The 20155-nt window shown below is 56.9% G+C and carries 20 protein-coding genes; 15 read left to right on the top strand and 5 right to left on the bottom strand.

Annotated elements, in window-relative coordinates; translation table 11 throughout:
- Positions 1-24: 24 nt before the first annotated feature.
- Positions 25-1062, bottom strand: a complete 1038-nt coding sequence (locus BFP70_RS11455) for an ABC transporter ATP-binding protein (protein ID WP_066011689.1) — start codon at positions 1060-1062, stop codon at positions 25-27.
- Positions 1055-2089 carry an ABC transporter ATP-binding protein gene (locus BFP70_RS11450; RefSeq protein ID WP_066011688.1) on the bottom strand — a complete coding sequence of 345 codons (1035 nt, stop codon included), beginning with the start codon at positions 2087-2089 and terminating at the stop codon, positions 1055-1057. Before BFP70_RS11450 ends, BFP70_RS11455 begins: the two co-directional genes overlap by 8 nt.
- A gap of 224 nt (positions 2090-2313) precedes the next feature.
- Between BFP70_RS11450 and argE the strand changes: the two genes are divergently transcribed.
- From argE to BFP70_RS11435, 3 genes are read left to right on the top strand one after another with little or no spacing between them, the layout of a single operon-like run.
- Positions 2314-3468: an acetylornithine deacetylase gene (argE, locus tag BFP70_RS11445; protein ID WP_066011687.1), complete on the top strand. Its 1155-nt coding sequence runs from the start codon at positions 2314-2316 to the stop codon at positions 3466-3468.
- A 35-nt stretch (positions 3469-3503) separates the two neighbouring features.
- Complete coding sequence (locus BFP70_RS11440; RefSeq protein ID WP_066011686.1) at positions 3504-4823, top strand: FAD-binding oxidoreductase; 1320 nt, start codon at positions 3504-3506, stop codon at positions 4821-4823.
- 44 nt (positions 4824-4867) lie between these two features.
- Positions 4868-6034 (top strand): M20 aminoacylase family protein, encoded by a 1167-nt coding sequence (locus tag BFP70_RS11435; protein ID WP_066011685.1) that lies wholly within the window; start codon positions 4868-4870, stop codon positions 6032-6034.
- Positions 6035-6111: 77 nt separating this feature from the next.
- On the opposite strand, the gene BFP70_RS11430 is transcribed toward BFP70_RS11435, so the two are convergent.
- On the bottom strand, positions 6112-6984 hold the full coding sequence (locus BFP70_RS11430; RefSeq protein ID WP_066011684.1) for a hypothetical protein: 873 nt from the start codon (positions 6982-6984) through the stop codon (positions 6112-6114).
- Positions 6985-7118: 134 nt separating this feature from the next.
- Between BFP70_RS11430 and miaB the strand changes: the two genes are divergently transcribed.
- The 12 genes from miaB to yghX all read left to right on the top strand — a co-directional run bounded on the left by miaB (position 7119) and on the right by yghX (position 18124).
- The gene (gene miaB, locus BFP70_RS11425; RefSeq protein ID WP_083217465.1) at positions 7119-8489 is read left to right on the top strand and encodes a tRNA (N6-isopentenyl adenosine(37)-C2)-methylthiotransferase MiaB; all 1371 of its coding nucleotides are present in this window, start codon (positions 7119-7121) and stop codon (positions 8487-8489) included.
- A gap of 210 nt (positions 8490-8699) precedes the next feature.
- Complete coding sequence (locus tag BFP70_RS11420; protein WP_066011683.1) at positions 8700-9257, top strand: OmpA family protein; 558 nt, start codon at positions 8700-8702, stop codon at positions 9255-9257.
- A gap of 11 nt (positions 9258-9268) precedes the next feature.
- A complete protein-coding gene (locus BFP70_RS11415; protein WP_066011682.1) occupies positions 9269-9574 on the top strand; it encodes a hypothetical protein in 306 nt (101 codons plus the stop codon).
- Between the two features lie 187 nt (positions 9575-9761).
- Positions 9762-10766, top strand: a complete 1005-nt coding sequence (locus BFP70_RS11410; protein WP_066011681.1) for a PhoH family protein — start codon at positions 9762-9764, stop codon at positions 10764-10766.
- A gap of 116 nt (positions 10767-10882) precedes the next feature.
- The gene (locus BFP70_RS21045) at positions 10883-11038 is read left to right on the top strand and encodes a hypothetical protein (RefSeq protein ID WP_176715554.1); all 156 of its coding nucleotides are present in this window, start codon (positions 10883-10885) and stop codon (positions 11036-11038) included.
- 179 nt (positions 11039-11217) lie between these two features.
- Positions 11218-11715 carry a sugar dehydrogenase complex small subunit gene (locus tag BFP70_RS11405; protein WP_066011768.1) on the top strand — a complete coding sequence of 166 codons (498 nt, stop codon included), beginning with the start codon at positions 11218-11220 and terminating at the stop codon, positions 11713-11715.
- Positions 11716-11730: 15 nt separating this feature from the next.
- Positions 11731-13125, top strand: coding sequence for a cytochrome c (locus BFP70_RS11400; RefSeq protein WP_218059674.1), 1395 nt, complete (start codon positions 11731-11733; stop codon positions 13123-13125).
- An 82-nt stretch (positions 13126-13207) separates the two neighbouring features.
- Positions 13208-14842, top strand: a complete 1635-nt coding sequence (locus tag BFP70_RS11395; protein WP_066011680.1) for a GMC family oxidoreductase — start codon at positions 13208-13210, stop codon at positions 14840-14842.
- 175 nt (positions 14843-15017) lie between these two features.
- Positions 15018-15857, top strand: coding sequence for a VOC family protein (locus BFP70_RS11390; protein ID WP_218059673.1), 840 nt, complete (start codon positions 15018-15020; stop codon positions 15855-15857).
- Positions 15854-16207, top strand: a complete 354-nt coding sequence (locus BFP70_RS11385; protein WP_066011679.1) for an EthD domain-containing protein — start codon at positions 15854-15856, stop codon at positions 16205-16207. The genes BFP70_RS11390 and BFP70_RS11385 overlap by 4 nt, the downstream gene beginning before the upstream one ends.
- 61 nt (positions 16208-16268) lie before the next feature.
- Positions 16269-17117, top strand: a complete 849-nt coding sequence (gene aroE, locus BFP70_RS11380; RefSeq protein ID WP_066011678.1) for a shikimate dehydrogenase — start codon at positions 16269-16271, stop codon at positions 17115-17117.
- A gap of 113 nt (positions 17118-17230) precedes the next feature.
- Positions 17231-18124 carry a YghX family hydrolase gene (gene yghX, locus BFP70_RS11375; protein ID WP_066011677.1) on the top strand — a complete coding sequence of 298 codons (894 nt, stop codon included), beginning with the start codon at positions 17231-17233 and terminating at the stop codon, positions 18122-18124.
- A gap of 38 nt (positions 18125-18162) precedes the next feature.
- Here the strand turns inward: yghX and BFP70_RS11370 are convergent, their stop codons facing one another.
- Positions 18163-19299 carry an iron-containing alcohol dehydrogenase gene (locus BFP70_RS11370; protein ID WP_066011676.1) on the bottom strand — a complete coding sequence of 379 codons (1137 nt, stop codon included), beginning with the start codon at positions 19297-19299 and terminating at the stop codon, positions 18163-18165.
- Positions 19299-20066 (bottom strand): DeoR/GlpR family DNA-binding transcription regulator, encoded by a 768-nt coding sequence (locus BFP70_RS11365; protein ID WP_066011675.1) that lies wholly within the window; start codon positions 20064-20066, stop codon positions 19299-19301. Before BFP70_RS11365 ends, BFP70_RS11370 begins: the two co-directional genes overlap by 1 nt.
- Between the last annotated feature and the right edge of the window lie 89 nt (positions 20067-20155).

The raw sequence follows: 20155 nt of genomic DNA, 5'->3' as shown, positions 1-20155 counted from the left end.
CCGTTATGGACTATTTTTGTTGGGTCAGACCAGTTCGGTCTGCGGTGCCGCCGTGTTTCCGGCAGTCGTGTTTTGGTCCTGATAAATATGGCAGGACACATATCGCCCCGGTTCAACCTCTTGGAATCTGGGTTCAATCTCGTGGCAAATTGGTTTCACCTGTGGGCAACGCGTGCAAAAATTGCAGCCCTTGGGCGGATTTGCGGGGGAGGGCACATCCCCCGTCAGTAAGATGCGATGGCGGTCGACCTCGGCCTCAGGGTCCGGTTCTGGAACCGCAGATAGCAACGCTTGCGTATAGGGGTGCAGGGGCTGTGCATAAACCGCGTCGCGCGGTGCAAGCTCTACGATTTGGCCCAGATACATCACCGCGACGCGATCCGCGATATGGCGCACCATCGAAAGGTCATGGCTGATGAACAGATAGGTCAGGCCCAGCCGATCTTGCAGCTCTTCTAGCAGGTTGACCACCTGCGCCTGGATCGACACATCCAATGCGGCAATCGGTTCGTCACAAATGATAAATTTGGGATTCAGCGCCAAGGCACGCGCAATTCCAATGCGCTGCCGTTGCCCACCGGAAAATTCATGTGGGTAGCGATTGGCAAAGGTGCGGTTCAGCCCCACCTGATCCATCAGCTCATACACCCGCAGCAACTTTTCCTTTTTCGATAGCTGCGTATGCTCGTCTAGGGGCTCGCTGATGATGCCGGCAATTGTCATGCGCGGGTTCAGACTGGCCTGCGGATCTTGGAACACCATCTGCATGGTCGGGCGCATTCGCCGCAACTGGCGCTCATCGGCCTTCGCGATTTCGATCCCGTCGATTTTTACGCTGCCTGCCGTAGGCTCATACAGCCGCAAAATCGCGCGTCCTGTGGTCGATTTCCCGCAGCCCGATTCGCCGACCAGCCCCAGTGTCTCACCTTCGTGAATGTCAAAGGAGACGTTATCAACCGCCTTCACATCCCCCACATGTTTGCGAAACACACCTGCGGTGATCGGAAAATACATTTTCAGGCCTTGCACCTGCACCAAGGGTGGTTTGGTGGCATCAGGCATGATCATGCTCCGTCAAAATCAAAGGGGCTGCGCGCGGTGAGTCGGCGGCTGAATTCCAAAAACACGCTGCGTCATGGCCCGGACCTGCCTCAAACCGGGGCGGGTTCTGGCTGTGGCACAGATCGAACGCCTTGGGACACCGATCACGGAAAGAACAGGCGGCCGGTGCTGCGGTCAGGATCGGCGGTTGCCCTTCGATCACGGACAGTTTGGGCGCGCGATCGCCGCGCACGCTTGGCACAGTGCGCAGCAACGCCTGAGTGTAGGGATGCGCAGGCGCGCGGAACACCTCTTTCACGGGGCCTTGTTCCACGATCTGCCCACCATACATTACCATAATCCGGTCCGCGATCCCGGCAATGACGCCCAGATCATGGGTGATCCACACAATGGCCATCCCCAGTTTTTGGCGTAAATCTTTCACCAGCTCTAATATCTGGGCCTGAATGGTTACATCCAGCGCGGTTGTCGGTTCATCCGCGATCAGCACTTTGGGGTCACAGGTCAGGGCAATTGCAATCATCACGCGCTGACGCATGCCGCCGGAAAATTGATGCGGATAATCCTTTAACCGGCGTTCCGCATCGGGGATGCCAACAAGTTCCAGTAGCTCTTTCGCGCGGGCATGCGCCTGTTTCTTGTTCAATCCCATATGTTTGATCAACGGTTCGCGCAGCTGATAGCCAACCGTGAACACCGGGTTCAAAGAGGTCATCGGATCTTGAAAAATGAATCCGATTCCGGGCCCGCGCACTTTGCGCAGATGTTCAGGCGAACAAGTGCGCAGGTTCACCCCTTCAAACATTACCTCACCTGCGCGGATCTCCGCAGGGGGCTGTGGCAATAATCCGATCAATGACATCATTGTCACGGACTTGCCCGACCCTGACTCCCCGACCACCCCAAGCAGCTCCCCGGGATAAAGATCAAAAGACACAGAATTGACGGCATGGACCGCTCCGCCACGTGTGCGGAAAACGGTTTTCAACCCATCAACGCGAAGCGCGGGCTCTGCCCCGTTCGGCATATGGTTCTCCAGTCTGTTGGTATCGCTTTGATTTTAAGCGATTTTATGTGCGGCCTGTCTGTGCAGATGCCTATTTTTTACTAACTGTTAGATAAATTTCTTGTGCTTGCAAGTCTGATTGTCGACATTCGACATAATCCAGATGCATAGCTGCCATGGCTTGACGTATATGGTTGGTGTTGACAGCGTCTCGCCTGAAATATGATCTTAAACGGGAGCCCCCAATGTCCGATCTTGCCACCGCCCGGCAGCTTCTTGAACGCCTTGTGGCGTTTCCTTCGGTTAGCCGGTCCAGCAACCTGGACTTGATTGAATGGGTTGCCGCTTGGCTGGCTGAACAGGGGATTGAGGCCACGATTGTGCCCGATCCCAATGCGCCCAAAGCCTCGCTTTACGCGATGGTGGGGCCGGCCGTCGAAGGCGGGACGGTTTTGTCGGGCCATACCGATGTCGTGCCGGTGGACGGTCAGGAGTGGAGCACGGACCCGTGGGTGGTCAGCGAACGCGACGGGCGGCTATATGGTCGGGGCTGCTGTGATATGAAAGGGTTCGACGCGCTGGCGCTTGCTGCGATGGCATTGGCGGCCAAGCGGGATTTGAAACGCCCGCTGCAGATCGCGCTAAGCCATGATGAGGAAATCGGCTGCATCGGGTGTATTCCTCTGATCGAAGCAATGACGGCTCTGCCGCGTGCTGCGGGCGTGATCGTCGGAGAGCCGACGCAGATGAAAGTGGTGTCTGGTCATAAGGGAGGCTTGGCATTCAAAGTGGCGATCCACGGCGTAGAGGTCCATTCGTCTTTGATGCACACCGGGGTCAGCGCGATTTTGGAAGCCGCAAAAATTCTGAGCTGGATCAATGAGATGAACCAGAAAGGTGAGGCCAGTTCTGATCCCCAAGGCCCGTTTGTGCCACCCTGGACCACCGTGCATTGCGGCCAGATCAATGGCGGCACAGCGCATAATATCACCGCCGCATTATGTGAATTGGATGTCAGCTTTCGGGTGATGCCGCCTGAAAATCCAGAAGATTGGCGCGCCGTGTTCATGGCCAAAGTTGCCGAGATTGAGGCGCAGATGAAGGCGGTGGATGACGAAGCCTTTATCGAAGTTTCCGAGCTGTTCGCCTTTACCGGGCTTGCGCCTGAACGCGACGGCGGGGCAGAGCTGCTGGCGCGGCACATCACCGGGGAAAACGCGCCCGAAGTGGTCAGCTACGGCACAGAAGCGGGGCAGTTTCAGCAACGCGGCTGGTCTGCCGCCGTTTGTGGTCCAGGAAATATTGAGCAGGCACACAAGCCCGATGAGTGGCTGGCGCTTTCGGAATTTGAAGCCGGGTGGACCTTTATGGAAACCCTCGTGTCGCGGTTATGCGACTGATTTGAAGGGTAAATATTGTGGGTATTCCGATTTCAATGAACAGCAGTCCGCGCCATCGCGCACAGTTGCCAGAACAGACGGATGTTGTCGTGATTGGCGGCGGCATCGCCGGCATCATGAGCGCGTATTTTCTGGCCCGTGCGGGACGCCGAGTTGTTCTGTGTGAAAAGGGGCGCATTGCCGGGGAACAGTCTGGCCGCAATTGGGGCTGGATCCGGCAACAAGGGCGCGACCCGGCAGAGCTGCCGATCATGATGGAGGCGCTGCGGCTGTGGCACGGGTTGGCAAAAGAGCTGGGGCCGGAGCTGGGGTTTAAAACCTGTGGTGTCACTTATCTGGCCAATACGCCGGAAAAAATGGAAGGCAATGCACGCTGGGTATCACTTGCACAACAATTTGGTCTGGATAGCCAATTACTGACATCGGCGCAGGTACAGGCAATGGCTCCCAATTCTGCGGGTTGGCTTGGCGGGGTTACGACGCCGTCAGATGCACGTGCAGAGCCGTTTCTGGCGGTACCGATGCTGTCGGATTTGGCGGTTGCAGCCGGTGTTGTGATCCGAGAGCGCTGCGCGGTTCGCACGTTGGAACGGCGCAATGGCGCGGTTTGCGGCGTGGTGACCGAGGCAGGTACCATCGACTGCGAGCAGGTCTTATTGACGGGCGGCGCTTGGTCATCGCTTTTTGCCCGTAATGAAGGGGTGATATTCCCGCAGCTTGCCGTGCGCGCGTCGGTGGCGCGGACGCAGGCGTTGCCGCTGTTGGGCGAAACATCTGGTGCGGATCGTGAATTTGCGTTTCGCAGACGGGCGGATGGCGGATATACGCTCGCGCCAGGGACGCAGCATGATTTTTGGGTCGGGCCAGACGCATTCCGCCATTTCACAGCCTTCTTGCCACAGCTTTTGCGTGATTTCAGCCAGACCAGCTTACAACCGATGGCGCCGGCAGGCTTTCCTGACGCATGGCGCACGCCGCGCAGCTGGACGGGGGAGGATGCGACCCCATTCGAGGCGATGCGGGTCTTGGATCCCAAGCCAAACGCGCTGCTCTTGGACAAGACACGCAGCGCATTCTCGCGTGCTTTCCCACATTTAGGACCAATACGGCTGCAAGACAGCTGGGCCGGGATGATTGACGTGATGCCAGACACGGTGCCCGTTTTGGATGAAACCTCGGTGCCGGGGTTCTGGGTGGCGACAGGGCTGTCGGGTCATGGGTTTGGGATCGGGCCGGGTATTGGCCGTGTGATGGCCGATCTGATGCTGGGGCGGCCAGCTGGGCATGATCTCAGCCGGTTCCGCCTATCACGTTTCACGGATAGTTCGAAAATTGACCTTGGGCCAAAATTTTGACCCGCTACCGCGCAAAAAACATCGAAAAATGAATAGGGGGCGTTATGCCAATCAAAAATCGCTTCGCGGAAATGTTGAACGAAATCACCCGGTGGCGCCGCGATTTCCACGAAAACCCGGAACTGCTGTATGAGGTTCATCGCACCGCTGGCAAGGTGACGGAACTGTTGCAAAGCTTCGGCGTGGATGAAGTGGTCACGGGGCTGGGCCGCACCGGTGTCGTCGGGGTGATCAGGGGAAGGACCAATGCCTCGGGTCGGGTGATCGGGCTGCGTGCAGATATGGATGCACTGCCAATTGTGGAACAAACCGGTGTGGAGTATGCCTCTAAAACACCGGGTGTGATGCATGCTTGCGGCCATGATGGGCATACCGCGATGTTGCTGGGGGCGGCGAAATACCTCGCCGAGACACGGAATTTCGATGGCACCGCCGTTGTCATCTTCCAACCCGCAGAAGAGGGCGGCGGCGGTGGTCTGGCCATGTGTGACGATGGTCTGATGGAGAAATTTGGCATCGATGAAGTCTATGGTATGCACAATCAGCCGGGCATGCCCATCGGCCAATTTGCCATCCGCGAAGGTGCAATGATGGCGGCAGCAGATCATTTCGAAGTGGTGGTGACGGGTGTCGGGGGCCATGCCGCGAAGCCGCAGATTACCGTGGATTCCGTGCTTGTGGGCAGCCAGATTGTCGTGGCGCTACAGTCGATTGTCTCGCGCAATGTTGATCCGCTGGGCAATGCCGTTGTTTCGGTCTGTGCATTCCAATCGGAATCTACGGCCTATAACGTCATCAGTCAGACGGTTACGCTGAAAGGAACCGTGCGCAGCCTAGATCCCAAACTGCGTGATTTCGTGCAAGAGCGGTTTACTAAGGTTGTGACCGCCACGGCGGAAGCCTTTGGTGCATCCGTCGATATCACCTATGACCGTGGCTATCCGGTGACGATGAATGCGCCCGATAACACCGCCTATGCGATTGAGGCGGCCAAGATCGTGTCCCCCGATGTCCAGATCGGGATTGACCCCATGATGGGGGCCGAGGATTTCAGCTATATGCTGGAAGAACGCCCGGGCGCATATATTTTTGTTGGCAATGGCGATACCGCCAGCGTGCATCACCCGGCCTATAATTTCGATGATGATGCGATTCCCTTCGGCTCCAGCTGGTATGCGACGATGGTAGAGACCCGCTTGCCCATAACATGATCAACCGCCTGCGCGCCTTGCTTATGTGGCGGGGCGTGCAGGGACAGTTGCCCGGTATTTACTTGGAACCACTGGGCTTAGAACCACTGGCCGGGCTCCATCAGCCCAAGGTTCATCAGCTGCGCACTGTTCCATTCAAATGGGGTGGAATTATACCAGTAAAAGCTTTGCACATCGAAGGTCGATCCGGCATTGGCCTTCAAGGCTTTTGCCGCACGAAATGACGCCACCGCAGCGGTCAGATTGTGGTGCCAAGGGCAGGCATATGTGTTGTATTCTTCATCCGAAAATGTGTGATTTGCGTGGAATTGCAGCCCCGGCTGAGTGCGAAACAGGCTAATTCTGTCAATTTTCCGCTTTTTCTCTGGAACATGCTCTTCAAACCGCCAGCGCAGCCCACCGAAGAAATCCAATTGGCGTTCTTTTGGGTGATTGTCATTGGCCGGGTCCGGGCGGGCCAGCGCATAATATCCGGCACGGTCAATCATTGCCTCTTGCAGGTTCACGCCGTTGGGATTGACCTGAAGATCAGCGGCATAAAGATCGACAACATAGGTCAGCATCGCAGAGCGGCGTTCTTCGGTGTGAAAGGCCAGAACCTCGCGAATATTGCGTGTCTCGCTGAACGGATAGAACAGATATTCGCCGTTATAGCAGTAATACAGCCATGTCTGCGGCGGGCAGGCCGCGATGATCTGATTCATCGCAGACACCATCGCATCCGGATGGCGCAGCGGATAATCGATCCTGTGCACTTTTTGTGCGATATCTGCAGGCAATGTCAGCTCTGGCGGGGCCAAAGCGATAACGGCGGCAAAGCCAAGTCCCAGATGATGGGTCAGCGTGCTGTCAACTTCGACCAGATCTTCTATAAAAATCAGCGCGATCGGGCCTTTGGCCAACAGGGTTTGGCCGGTGTCTAAAAACACGTCGAGGGAGGAGAAATTCATATGCCTATCCGTCTTGTCCCTGCCAAAAGTCTGTTAACCGCCGGGCAAATGCAAGTGTGAACGGTGCTGTGGCTTGTCACGATGGGGTCTTTTGCGGTATCGGGCAGCGTCATCCAGACATATGAGGCCCCACAATGTCGCAAGACAAGACCGCTACGACAGACGCAGTCCCAATTCTGACAGGTGCCGGCGCGCCCAAAAAGCTGCATATCAAGACCTATGGCTGCCAGATGAATGTCTATGACAGTGAGCGCATGGCCGAGGCGATGGGGCCAGAGGGCTATGAGCTGACGGATGATCCCGCGCAGGCGGATATGGTGTTGCTGAATACCTGCCACATTCGTGAACGCGCTGCAGAAAAGGTCTATCATGAGCTGGGTCGATTGCGCCCGCTGAAAGAAGCCCGGCCAGATCTGAAGATCGGCGTCGCGGGGTGTGTGGCGCAGGCCGAGGGTGAGGAAATCCGCCGCCGTATGCCGTTGGTGGACCTGGTTGTCGGGTCGCAAAGCTATCACAAGCTGCCCGCAATGGTGAAAGCTGTGGACGCAGGCAAGAAGCCTGTCGATACGGAATTCCCGCTGGAAGATAAATTTGACCATCTGCCAGAACGGCCAAGCACCACCCGGCCCACAGCGTTTTTGACCGTTCAGGAAGGCTGCGACAAGTTCTGCGCGTTTTGCGTGGTGCCCTATACCCGTGGCGCAGAGGTATCGCGCCCCGCCGAGCGTATCATGGGCGAGGCCAATAAGCTGGTTGCTAAAGGCGTGCGCGAAATCACGTTGCTGGGGCAGAACGTCAATGCCTATCACGGTCCGGGGGCAGATGGGGATTGGTCATTGGCGCGGCTTGTGCGCGAATTGGCCAAGATCGACGGGCTGGAACGTATCCGCTATATGACCTCGCACCCCAATGATATGGAAGATGATCTGATCGCGGCGCATGGTGATGAACCCAAGCTGATGCCCTATCTGCATCTGCCGGTGCAATCGGGCTCTGACCGCGTGTTAAAGGCGATGAACCGTAAACATACGGCTTCTGAATATATTGCGTTGATAGAAAAAATCCGTGCGGGACGGCCAGATTTGGTGCTGTCGGGGGATTTCATTGTTGGTTTCCCAGGCGAAAGCGACCAAGATTTTGAAGACACGCTGGAGCTGGTCCGCCGGGTGAATTACGGGATGGCCTATTCGTTCAAATATTCCGCCCGCCCTGGCACCCCCGCAGCAGAGCGCAAGGATCTGGTACCTGACGATGTGGCCGATGCACGGTTGCAACGCTTGCAGGCCCTGCTGGGTGAACAACAGCGCGCCTGTCAAGATGCCATGGTCGGCCGTGAATGCACGGTGTTGGTTGAAAAACCCGGGAAATTGGAAGGGCAATGGGTTGGCAAGTCGGATTACCTGCAGGCTGTCCATCTGCGTGGCGAAGGTCTTGCTCCGGGTGTGATGGCGCGTGTGCGGATTGTTTCGGCGGTGCGCAATTCGCTCCATGGAGAGCTGATTTAACCACCACATCACGCAGGGGGACGGCAGATGATATACGCTGTATTCAGTGATGCAGCGTGTTTACGGTGTTTGTTGCTGAAATAGACACAATATATGGGCCGAATTTGCTTCCAATGCGTCACGTTTTTGCTACTGTAGCAGGAATTATTATTAACGCTCGCGCGGGTATTATTGTGACGCGACGGTCTGGATGAGGAGGCGGAAGCGCTTATGTCAAAGCTGTTCCCAAATATGAAATCGGCGCTGGGCCTTGTAGGGGCTGCCGCCTTGGCTATGGCAAGTGCTGCGGCGCCTGTGTCTGCGCAGACGCAGCCAGAGGCCTATGTGCCCACCATTTGGATTGACCCCGATGGTTGTGAACATTGGGTGATGGATGACGGTGTCGAAGGCTATATGGATATCCGGCTGGACCGCCAGGGCCGTCCGGTTTGTCACCGCAATGTTTGTGGCGTGGTGCCGACCGATCGCCTGTTTGCGACGGACAAATCCTCGATTTCGGCATCGGGCCGCGAATATTTGCATCAATTTTTCCGGTCGGCGCAGGCGCGCAGCTTTATCATTACGGGCCATACCGATAGCCGGGCCTCGGATGAATATAACATGCGCCTGTCCAAACGTCGTGCAGAAGCCGTGGCCAAAACGGCGCAAGAGGTCGGCGCACCTGTTCTGGCGGTCAATTGGTATGGTGAACGCCAGCCCCGCGCGACCAATTCAACATCCACAGGTATGGCGCAAAACCGTCGTGTCGAAATCATCTGCGTGAAGTGAGGAGCCTCTTGATGAAAACGCTTAAGACAGTGCTCTTCCTTGGCGCGGCGCTTGGTGCGGCCGCCTGTACCCCAGTTGGCCCGTATAAAGGCTATGATCGTCAGTTGGGCGGGAAGCAGGATCTATCGACACTGAAAGCCGGTGTCTGGATCGATCCGGAAGGCTGTGACCACTGGATCATTGACGATGGTGTGGAGGGCTATCTGTCCGCGCGTCTGGATGATTACGGCAAGCCGATTTGTTCGGGCGCAGGCCCCAAGGGCAGCGCCGTTGGTCCCTTCCGTGGTGGCAGCGAAGAACCTTTCGACCCGCTCTGAGTCGCCTGTCCAAACAGGTTTTGCTTAAATTTTCATCAAATGGGCCGTGCAGTATTCTGCATGGCCTGTTTCGTTTCAGTGATGTGACAATTGTCGAGCCAGATCAGGGACTAGGGCAACCAAGGCTTGCGTGACATTTGGCAAGCATGCACCATATATTTACAGACCCATAGCCAGGAGGTTGTTTTTGGGCTTTAGCGCGATCACCCCCCCGCCCAGCACTCAAGATGCGAGAGAGACGCTTCTTGAGTTTCCCGACAATCGTCTTTTGATCGACCTGTGCGGCGAATTTGACCGCAATCTGGCACAGATCGAACATAAGCTAACCGTGCATATCCTGCGACGTGGCAACCAGCTTGCTGTTGTTGGCGCGCCAGAGATGCAGACACTTGCCGCCGCCGTATTGCATCAATTGTATCAACGCCTTGAAGAGGGCAAAGCAATTGAAGCCGGTGATATTGATGCCGCTGTGCGCATGGTCGATCTGGTGCAAGGTGATGCGGTGGACGATCAGCTTGAGATGTTCAAAGGCGGAAAATATGAGATCCGCACGCGCAAGAAACATATCGAACCCCGCACAGAGGCGCAAAAAGCCTATGTCCGCAACCTGTTCGACAATGAGCTTGGGTTCGGCATTGGTCCGGCGGGGACGGGTAAAACCTATCTTGCTGTTGCCGTCGGCGTGACGCTGTTGATCGGCGGTCATGTCGATAAAATCATTTTGTCGCGTCCTGCAGTTGAGGCCGGCGAACGGTTGGGCTTCTTACCCGGTGATATGAAGGAAAAAGTCGACCCCTATATGCAGCCACTGTATGATGCGCTGAACGACTTTTTGCCTGCCAAGCAATTGGCCAAGCTGATGGAAGAAAAGCGGATTGAAATTGCGCCGCTGGCGTTCATGCGCGGCCGGACCTTGGCCAATGCGTTTGTCGTTCTGGATGAGGCGCAAAACGCGACCACCATGCAGATGAAGATGTTCCTGACCCGTTTGGGACAAGGGTCACGGATGGTGATCACCGGCGACCGCTCTCAGGTGGATTTGCCCCGCGGTATGCCGTCGGGTCTGGCTGATGCGGAACGTATCCTTGGCGATGTAAAAGGGATTTCGTTCAATTACTTCACCTCGGCTGACGTGGTGCGTCATCCGCTGGTGGCGAAGATTATCGACGCATACGACAAAGTCGAAGGTTAACTGCGACGACAAGCAGGGGATTTGGGGCAGCCGGGCGAACAGCCTGTGCTGCCCTTTCCTTTGCCCGAATCCCAAGTGCCAAATTACATCCGTGCCTTGTGAGGTTCTGGGAAGATATGGCGCGCGGATATCGAAAAACCCAAAAACAGATACCCCGTGCAGTGCATGCCGGATATGCGCTTGGTGGTTGCCTGCTGGAACCTGTCAAAATGAAAGGTTTTTTGCGAGTATCTGTTCGCCAAATTAATCCATTGATTTTATTAATTGATTGATCCACGTCCCACCGATGCAGCGCGGTTATTGGCAAGCTCGTGAATTTCTGATGATTTTTATCAGAAAAATCACGGATTTCTCACGTGGGTTTTCATTCCGAAGTTTAGCGCTAACACAAGGTGAGGCCCCGCAATGACAAGGGCCGGAATTTCAGCAGGAGCGCACCGTGCAAAACAGCATGCAGCTAAGCCGTCGACGATTTTTAGGAACCTCTGCAATGGCGCTGTTTATCAGCAGCGCAGGCGTGGCACGCGCGGCAGGGCAGGCGATGCAGATCGACCGCTTCATGACATTGTCGAAATTTGCCACCGGTCACGATGCGTTGGATACAACTGTGGGGGCCGGGTTGTTGGGTGGGTTGCAAGCCAACGATGCAGGCTTTGATGCACAGGCCATCGCGCTGGAGGCTGCGATTTCCAAAGGTGCGTATAGCGATGTCGAGGCACTTGATGCCGCATTGCAAGGCGATGCATTGCGCCAGACTTTGTTGGATATCATTCACGCCTGGTATTCCGGCGTGGTTGCCAAGGGCACAGATGCGACGGTCTATGCCTTTGATAAAGCGTTGATGTATCAGCCCGCGCTGGATGCGGTGCCGATCCCGACCTACGCGCTAAACGGACCAGATTGGTGGACCGCCGAACCGCCTGCCTTGTCTGCAATGCCCTCTTTTTAAAGAATTGATGATTTGATGTTGTCGAAAACGATTTCTCTGTTTGCCCTATGCGCAGGCGCGATGCTGGGGCCTTGGGGCGCCGCTGGTCATGCTGAGCAGCTGTCGGGTGCCTATATCGCCACCACCGCAGATTGCGCCGCTTGCCACACCGATGGTAAGAATGGCACGCCTTTCGCGGGGGGCTATGCGATCACCTCTCCTATGGGGTCGATCATCGCCTCTAATATCACCCCGTCGAAAGAATTCGGGATCGGTGATTACTCGTTGCGCGATTTTTCACGCGCGGTGCGCGAAGGCGTGCGCAAGGATGGCGCTCATCTTTATCCGGCGATGCCCTATCCAGCCTATTCAAAAATGAGCGATGCGGATATCGCCGCGCTTTACGATTACTTTATGAATGACGTAGCGCCGGTGGATGTGGCCGCGCCGCAAACCGATCTGCCCTTCCCGTTTTCGGTGCGCATGTCGATGGCGGGTTGGAACCTGCTTTATGGCGGTGGTGCGCCACTGGTCGATGACCCCGCGCAATCGCCAGAGTGGAACCGTGGGCGGTATCTGGTAGAGGGGCCGGCGCATTGCGGCACCTGTCACACGCCGCGCAACCTGTTGATGGGCTCAAAAACCAGCGCGTTTCTGGCGGGGGGCGCGGTGGGACCGTGGTTTGCCCCCAACCTGACGCCCGGTGCTGGCGGCCTATCGGATTGGTCGGATGCAGATCTAAGCGCCTATTTGTCCACTGGTGTCGCCGAACATGCGCGTGCCTCTGGCCCAATGGCCGAAGCGGTGGAATTCAGCCTGCAACATCTGAACGATAGCGATATTGCCGCGATCGTCACCTATCTGCGCACCGTTCCCGCGCAAGACACGGCTCAGGCCGATACAGCGTCGATGCCTGATATTGCTGCCTTTGTGCCCGCCGATCACAGCGCGAACCGGTCCCGTCACACATTGGCCGATGATGCCAGTGGCGCGCAGCTATATGAGACCGTTTGCGCGTCGTGCCACGGTCTATCGGGGCAGGGGTCGGCCGATGGCACTTATCCCGCGCTGACGGGCAATGTGACGCTGGAACCTGCGCAAAGCTATAACCTGATCTCGACGATCCTGGACGGGGTGTCGCGCACTGTCGATGGCCATGAAACGCTGATGCCCGCGTTTCACGAAGGCAGCCTGGTGCAGCCGCTAAGCGATGATCAGGTCGCGACAGTTGCCAGCTATGTCTCTACGAAATTTGGCACTGAACCGGCCGATATCACGGCACAAGAGGTGGCAACGGTGCGCACTGGTGGCCCCGTCGCCCTTTTGGTCAAGATGGCCGCGCCGGGTGTGATGGCCGCAATCGGTGCAGCGCTAGTGCTGATCCTTGCCGGGTTGGCCGTGATGTTATGGCGCCGCAAGCGCAGCCGATGACCCTTTACGGGCGGCCATGGTGCCGCCCGACCGTAATGCTGTGCCGCGACAGGATCGTGGTGCGCCGATCTAAGGAAATAAGATGACTCAGGAAACGCTTAGCGCCGATGTGGTGATTGCGGGTGCCGGTATTTGTGGCGGCCTTATGGCGCTGGATCTGACACGTGCCGGTCTGTCGGTGATCGTGCTGGACGCTGGCCCGCGATATGATCGTGATCAGGTGGTGCAGAACTGGCGCTATATGCCGCCCGAAAACAAGGCGGGGTTTGACTATGCCACGCCTTATCCCACCGTGCCTTGGGCGCCGCATACGAATTTCTTCCCTGACAACGGATATTTGCACACAACAGGTCCGGATGCCGCTGCCTATAAACAGGGGATCATCAAGGGCGTCGGCGGTACGACATGGCATTGGGCGGCGTCCAGCTGGCGCTATCTGCCCAGCGATATGCAGCTATATTCAACCTATGGTGTGGGCCGCGATTTCGCGATGACCTATGATGAGCTGGAGCCGTATTACTACGCCGCGGAAACCGAAATGGGCGTTATGGGGCCCAATGATCAGCAAATCACCCCCTCTGCGCCGCGGTCAAAACCCTGGCCGATGACATCGATGCCCTATGGTTATGGTGATCGCCGCTTTACCGAATTGGTCGCGCCACTGGGGTATGACAACACGCCGGTGCCGCAGGGGCGGAATTCACGCCCCTATGACGGGCGTCCGCAATGCTGTGGCAACAACAATTGCATGCCAATTTGTCCGATTGGTGCAATGTATCACGGTGTATATTCGATTGAAAAAGCCGAAGCCTTGGGCGCCAAAGTGATCGAAAACGCTGTCGTCTATCGCATTGATACCGATGCGAAAAATGATGTCACGGCGATGCATTTTTACAACCCGGATAAAATCAGCACTAAGGTCACAGCGCGGCGTTTTGTGATTGCAGCCAATGGGATTGAGACGCCCAAACTTTTGCTGGTGGCTGCTAATGACAAGAATCCGAATGGTATCGCCAACTCCTCTGATCAGGTGGGGCGGAACATGATGGACCATCCCGGCATTTCCATGAGCTTCGTCGCGGCAGAGCCGATCTGGTCCGGCCAAGGTTCGGTCCAGATGTCGTCGATCACCAATTTCCGCGACGGGGAGTGGCGCGGCGAACGCTCTGCGATCCAGATCGGTTATAACAATACGGCACAGACATCGAAGGGCGGCATGAAGGCGCTGGCCACGGGTAAGGTTGGGCGCGCCCTGGATGAAGAGATCCGTCGCCGGGCGGCCTGCGGTGTCGATATTTATGTGAACCATGAGACATTGGCAGACCCGAACAACCGACTGACCTTATCGTCCAAGCGCAAAGACGCACTGGGGATCCCCGAGCCTGATGTCTATTATGATGTGGGCGATTATGTCCGTCGTGCCGCCGTCTCTTCGCGCGAGCATCTTAAAACCATCGCGCAGGCTTTGGGCGGCACCGAGATTGAGATGAGCAGCACGTTCACCCCGAACAACCATATCTGTGGTGGCACGATCATGGGCACGGATCCGCGCGATTCCGTCGTCGATAGCTGGTGCCGGACGCATGACCATCAAAACCTGTTCCTGGCCACGGGTGGCGCGATGTCTGCCGTTGGCACGGTCAATGCCACGCTGACCATGGCGGCGCTGTCACTGCGTGCCGCCGATGCGATTAAGTCGGATTTGCGCGCGGGTTAAGGCTGCGCGGAAATGCAATGAAACTGTGCCTGCCGGTTTTTTTCCGGCAGGCTCTCTTGCGTTTTGTTTTTTGTATGTAGTTGAAATTTAATACAAAAGTTGGAACTCGACGCGGTGTTGTATGTTGATTTTACAGCTGCTGCACGGCAGCATGATTTAAACGACAGAGGTTCATATGACACGATTGATGACAGCCCGCGCCGTTCCCCTTGAAGGCCAAGAGGCCCGTTTGAAAAACCTTGTGACCACGCTTGCCGGTAACGTTCGCACCGAAGCGGGCAATATCCGGTTTGAGGCCTATCAAGAGCCCGAAACCAAAGCGATGGTGATGATTGAAGAATACCGCGATGATGCTTGCTTTGACGCGCATCTTTCTGCCCCCCATACGCAGCAATTTAACGCAGCTTTGGCGGAAATCGCGGTAGATGGTGGCTCTGATGTCACCGATCTTACGCCGGTGGCACGAGAAACGTGCGCATTGGGGGATGTGCGTGCGCTCGATCACATCGGGCTGACGGTCCCTGATATTTCCGCCGCTACGCAGTTCTTTCATGACGTCTTTGGGGCGGTGACATTGTATGATGTTCAGCCCGCAGACGCCGAGCCGATGCAAGGCGCCGATGTTGAGGCGCAGCTGGGCCTGTCTAAGGGCAGCAAAGTTTTGCATATGCGGCTATTGCGGATCGGGGATGGCCCCTGCCTGGAGCTGTTCCAGATCGACGGCCCGTCACAAGACGCTGCGCGTTTGCAAGATATGGGCCTGACTCATCTTGGCCTGTATGTCGACGATGTTGACGCGGTTGTGCAGCGCTTTTCGGCGGCTGGCGGGCGTTGTTTGGCTGGGCCACATCCTCTCTCTGGGATTGAAGGCGCTGATGGGAATGCGGGTATCTATGGCTACGCCCCTTGGGGGACATTGATTGAATTGCTGACCTATCCGGGCGGTTTGGATTACCCCGCCGATGCGGCAGCGACGCGTTGGACACCGGCCCCTTCGACCGGGGGTGCGAAATGATTAAGATGACGATGTTTTTAAAGCGTCACCCGGATTTGACACGGGCAGAGTTTGTTCGCCACCATATTGAGCAGCACGGCCCCCTGTTTCGCGCCATCCCCGAGGCGAAAAACCATGTGCTGCGCTATATTCAGACCCATCCGGTGCCTGCGCCCGAAGGCACGGTGGCAACCGCTGATTATGACGGCACTGCCGAGATCTGGTTTGATAGTGCGGCGGGAATGCATGCTGTCCTGACATCGGACAGCTATAAAAACCGCGTATTCCCGGATGAAAAAACCTTTCTGGATCATGATACGACGCTGATCGTTCTGGGCGATCAGGTGGAGATCATCGAAGGCACGGTATGACCGTGACGCCTGACGGGTTGGCCAGTTTGTGGCCGGCCCATTTGCGAAATTGGAGGATTGAATGACACAGAATTTCTTGCAGCCGCTGACCGGGTCATTTGCCCAACCAGCCGAGGAAAACCCGACGGGCCCAATGATCGAGGCGGCGTTTCGTCATCACGGGCTGGACTGGCGCTATATCAATTGCGAAGTTGCGCCTGATGATCTGGCCGCGGCGGTTGCGGGCGCACGGGCAATGGGCTGGCGCGGGTTCAATTGTTCGATCCCGCATAAGGTTGCGGTGATTGACCATCTGGATGGTTTGGGCGAAAGCGCGAAAATCATTGGTGCGGTGAATACTATCGTGCGACGCGGCGATCAGCTGATTGGTGAAAATACCGATGGCAAAGGCTTTGTCGGCGCGCTGTCGCGGGTTGTCGATCCCAAGGGCAAAGAGGTGATGTTGTTTGGCGCAGGTGGCGCCGGGCGTGCCGTTGGGGTTGAACTTGCCTTGGCTGGTGCACGCAAGATCACTGTTGTTAACCGGTCGCACCAGCGCGGCCAGGAGGTGGCGCAGGTGATTGCCACCCAGACCCCGGCACAGGCTGAATTTATGGCCTGGGACGGTGTGGTATCGGTGCCAAGCTCCACGCAGATTGTGGTACATGCCACGTCGCAGGGGCTGTATCCGAAGACCGATCAAATGCCTGATATCGATACAGACAGCCTGCATCCAAAGATGGTTGTAGCTGACGGAATTCACAATCCGCCGCAAACACGTCTGTTGCGGGCCGCACAGGCGCGGGGCTGTCAAACCGTTGACGGGCTGGCGATGTTGGTCGGGCAGGGGGTGATTGGGTTGAAATATTGGACCGGGGTCGACGCCGATCCAGAGGTCATGCGCCATGCATTGGAGGCGCTGGATCTGTAACCTTGTTTTTTGGCCCCCGATGTGGGGCCGATCACAACTGTGTCGGCAGGGATGAAAACCTGACCGTTTCTATCGGACTGCTGTTAGCTTGGGCGCATTAACAGGAGGAACCGATGACGACGCTTGAAAGATTAACCGCCAAGGATTTCAGCCCCGAGTTGCTGGAGCTGTACGATTTTTACGCCCATGGCCATTTGACCAAGCGCGAATTTTTGGATCGTGCGGGGAAATTTGCGGTCGGCGGACTGACCGCTGCTGCCATTCTTGGGATGATGAGCCCGAATTACGCAATAGCTGAACAGGTCAGCTTTAATGACCCGGATATCAAAGCAGATTGGATTACCTATCCCTCTCCCAACGGGCACGGGGATATGCGCGCCTATATGGTGCGTCCCACCGGCCTCCAGGCCGCGCCGGGCGTGGTGGTTGTGCATGAAAACCGGGGCTTGAACCCCTATGTGCGCGATGTTGCGCGCCGCTTGGCCAAGGCAGGTTTCATCGCACTGGCCCCCGATGGGTTGACCCCGGTCGGCGGTTATCCCGGCAATGATGAGGAAGGGCGCGCGCTGCAACAGCAGGTTGATGGCGAAAAGCTAATGAATGACTTCTTTGCTGCGATTGAATTCTTGATGGCGCATTCCGATGTGACGGGTAAGGTCGGCATCACGGGCTTTTGCTATGGCGGGGGGGTGGCGAATGCGGCCGCTGTGGCCTATCCAGAGCTGGGCGCAGCGGTGCCGTTCTATGGCCGCCAGCCCGACCCCGCCGATGTGCCCAAAATCAAGGCTGCGATGTTAATGCAATATGGCGAATTGGACACGCGGGTGAATGCGGGCTGGCCTGCCTATGAACAGGCGCTTCAATCCGCTGGAACCACCTATGAGGGCTATGTCTATCCGGACGCGAACCACGGGTTCCACAATGACAGCACCCCGCGTTACGATGCGCAGGCCGCAGAGTTGGCATGGTCACGCACGCTGGAATGGTTTCGTAAATACCTTGTCTAAGCGTCTAAGATGACGGTCTTTATAACAAAACAATAAGGTTATGCAGGGTTCGCGGCCTGCATGGCCGACATAAGATCAGCTTGGGTCAAAGGCACGGGATTGGCCTTCATCGAAGACGATTGCGCGGCCGCCGCCGCCGCTTGTTGCATGGCCTGCGCGCTGATACCTTGGGTGTCTAGGCCGGGCAATCCCGCATCCCAGGCCCAATCGGCCAAGGCGTCACAGGCCGTATTCATATCCGCAGCCTGTGGCGCGAATTCCGCCGCGATCCATGCGGCGATCTGATCGCAGCGGGCGGTATTGGCCCCTTTCTGCTGATTAAGCCGCAGAATATGTGGCAATAGCGCGCCGCAAATCGCGCCATGGGTCGCACCGGTGGAGCCGCCCAAAGGCCCCGCCAGACCATGCACCGCGCCCAACCCGCTGTTGGCCAGGGTGATCCCACCGCACAGGCTGACCCAGGCCATTTCATCACGCGCGTCGGGTGTGTCTGCTTGCATCAACGATTTGATCGCAGCCAGTCCGCGTGGGATCGCATCACGGCACAGCGCATCGGTAAATGGATTGGCCTTGGTCGATAGATATGGCTCAATCACCTGGGTAATCGCATCCAACCCAGAGGCCAGTGTGATATGGCGCGGGCATCCGTCAGTCAGGCTGGGATCAACGACGGCCAATCGGGGTAACATGCGTGGGTCACGCAAACTGACTTTTCGTTGATGTTCCGGCACGCCGATCACTGCATTCCGCGTGACTTCGGCGCCAGTGCCTGCAGTGGTGGGAATGGCAACGAAGGGCAGCGGATCCCGGTCCAGCGGCAGACCTTTGCCCACAACTTCCAGATGGTCCATCAGTGGCCGCGGTGCCGGGATCATGGCGGCCAATGCTTTGCCGGCGTCAATCACCGCGCCCCCACCCATCGCAACGACCACTTGGCGATCGCCCGCAATGCGCAGACCCGCTTCAATATCGGCCAGGGTCGGTTCGCCCGCAACCGGATGCGCAAGCACGTCACAACCCAAATGTTGCAACTGGGCGCGAATTTCTTCGGATCGCTCCGGGTTTTGACCATGAACGAACAAAACCCGATGCCCCATTGCCGCGATTTGCGCGGATGCTGCCGCGATCTGCCCCCGGCCAAAAGCGATTTTTGTAGCTGTCAAAAAGTCAAACATCACGCACCTTCCACAACACGAATTTCTGTGCCCCAATCGGCGCATCGTTGGCTAAGCACCCTCGGCAGGGGTTGATCGATAAAGACTGTGTCAATTTCCGACAGGGAGGTCAGCCGTACCGGAGCAGAGCGTGCAAGCTTACTGGAATCCGTCACCAGAAAGGTTTTGCGCGCTTGCCGAATGATGGTTCGGCTGACGCGGATCTCGGCCAGGTCAAAATCTAGTAAATCGCCATCTTCATCCAGCGCCGAGGCACCAATAACGGCGAAATCCACTTTAAACTGGCTCATGAAATCGGCGGTCAAGTCGCCCACCAGCCCACCATCAGAGCGGCGCAAATGCCCGCCTGCAACCATGATGTCGCAGCTGTCATTTGCCAGTAATATATTGGCAACATTGCTATTATTTGTAACAACAGTGATGTTCCTGTGGCATAATAGTTCGCGGGCCACGGCTTCGGTCGTTGTGCCAAGGTTTAAGATGATCGAGCTGTTATCGGGGATGGCACGCGCGCAGGCCCGGCCAATCCGGGCCTTGGCATCTTCGCCCATGCGGCGGCGTTCCTCATAGGCGAAATTGGCAACGCCTGTGCGAATGACTGCGCCGCCATGCACCCGGTCCAGCAGGCCTTCTTCGGCCAGTTCAGACAGATCACGCCGAATGGTTTGCAGCGAAACATTGAATTGTTCAGCCAAGAGTTCGACAACAACCCGACCTTCGTTGCGCGCGATCTCAAGGATCTCTGCCTGTCTGAAATTATGTGCCATATTCTGTCAGTCTCCCCCTGAGCGCCATTGCTGCCACAGGCGGTTCGCTTTGTCACCAAAAGCTTCCGCTGCGATTGCAAACACTCATG

Source organism: Thioclava sp. SK-1 (genome assembly GCF_001705665.1).
GTDB lineage: Bacteria > Pseudomonadota > Alphaproteobacteria > Rhodobacterales > Rhodobacteraceae > Thioclava.
This window is presented reverse-complemented; position numbering and strand designations above follow the sequence as displayed.

What these genes read in the sequence shown, in the direction of transcription:
- BFP70_RS11455 (WP_066011689.1), bottom strand. Translation starts at nt 1,062, where the DNA reads ATGCCTGATGCCACCAAACCACCCTTGGTGCAGGTGCAAGGCCTGAAA.
- BFP70_RS11450 (WP_066011688.1), bottom strand. Translation starts at nt 2,089, where the DNA reads ATGCCGAACGGGGCAGAGCCCGCGCTTCGCGTTGATGGGTTGAAAACC.
- argE (WP_066011687.1), top strand. Translation starts at nt 2,314, where the DNA reads ATGTCCGATCTTGCCACCGCCCGGCAGCTTCTTGAACGCCTTGTGGCG.
- BFP70_RS11440 (WP_066011686.1), top strand. Translation starts at nt 3,504, where the DNA reads ATGAACAGCAGTCCGCGCCATCGCGCACAGTTGCCAGAACAGACGGAT.
- BFP70_RS11435 (WP_066011685.1), top strand. Translation starts at nt 4,868, where the DNA reads ATGCCAATCAAAAATCGCTTCGCGGAAATGTTGAACGAAATCACCCGG.
- BFP70_RS11430 (WP_066011684.1), bottom strand. Translation starts at nt 6,984, where the DNA reads ATGAATTTCTCCTCCCTCGACGTGTTTTTAGACACCGGCCAAACCCTG.
- miaB (WP_083217465.1), top strand. Translation starts at nt 7,119, where the DNA reads ATGTCGCAAGACAAGACCGCTACGACAGACGCAGTCCCAATTCTGACA.
- BFP70_RS11420 (WP_066011683.1), top strand. Translation starts at nt 8,700, where the DNA reads ATGTCAAAGCTGTTCCCAAATATGAAATCGGCGCTGGGCCTTGTAGGG.
- BFP70_RS11415 (WP_066011682.1), top strand. Translation starts at nt 9,269, where the DNA reads ATGAAAACGCTTAAGACAGTGCTCTTCCTTGGCGCGGCGCTTGGTGCG.
- BFP70_RS21045 (WP_176715554.1), top strand. Translation starts at nt 10,883, where the DNA reads ATGGCGCGCGGATATCGAAAAACCCAAAAACAGATACCCCGTGCAGTG.
- BFP70_RS11405 (WP_066011768.1), top strand. Translation starts at nt 11,218, where the DNA reads ATGCAGCTAAGCCGTCGACGATTTTTAGGAACCTCTGCAATGGCGCTG.
- BFP70_RS11400 (WP_218059674.1), top strand. Translation starts at nt 11,731, where the DNA reads ATGTTGTCGAAAACGATTTCTCTGTTTGCCCTATGCGCAGGCGCGATG.
- BFP70_RS11395 (WP_066011680.1), top strand. Translation starts at nt 13,208, where the DNA reads ATGACTCAGGAAACGCTTAGCGCCGATGTGGTGATTGCGGGTGCCGGT.
- BFP70_RS11390 (WP_218059673.1), top strand. Translation starts at nt 15,018, where the DNA reads ATGACACGATTGATGACAGCCCGCGCCGTTCCCCTTGAAGGCCAAGAG.
- BFP70_RS11385 (WP_066011679.1), top strand. Translation starts at nt 15,854, where the DNA reads ATGATTAAGATGACGATGTTTTTAAAGCGTCACCCGGATTTGACACGG.
- aroE (WP_066011678.1), top strand. Translation starts at nt 16,269, where the DNA reads ATGACACAGAATTTCTTGCAGCCGCTGACCGGGTCATTTGCCCAACCA.
- yghX (WP_066011677.1), top strand. Translation starts at nt 17,231, where the DNA reads ATGACGACGCTTGAAAGATTAACCGCCAAGGATTTCAGCCCCGAGTTG.
- BFP70_RS11370 (WP_066011676.1), bottom strand. Translation starts at nt 19,299, where the DNA reads ATGTTTGACTTTTTGACAGCTACAAAAATCGCTTTTGGCCGGGGGCAG.
- BFP70_RS11365 (WP_066011675.1), bottom strand. Translation starts at nt 20,066, where the DNA reads ATGGCACATAATTTCAGACAGGCAGAGATCCTTGAGATCGCGCGCAAC.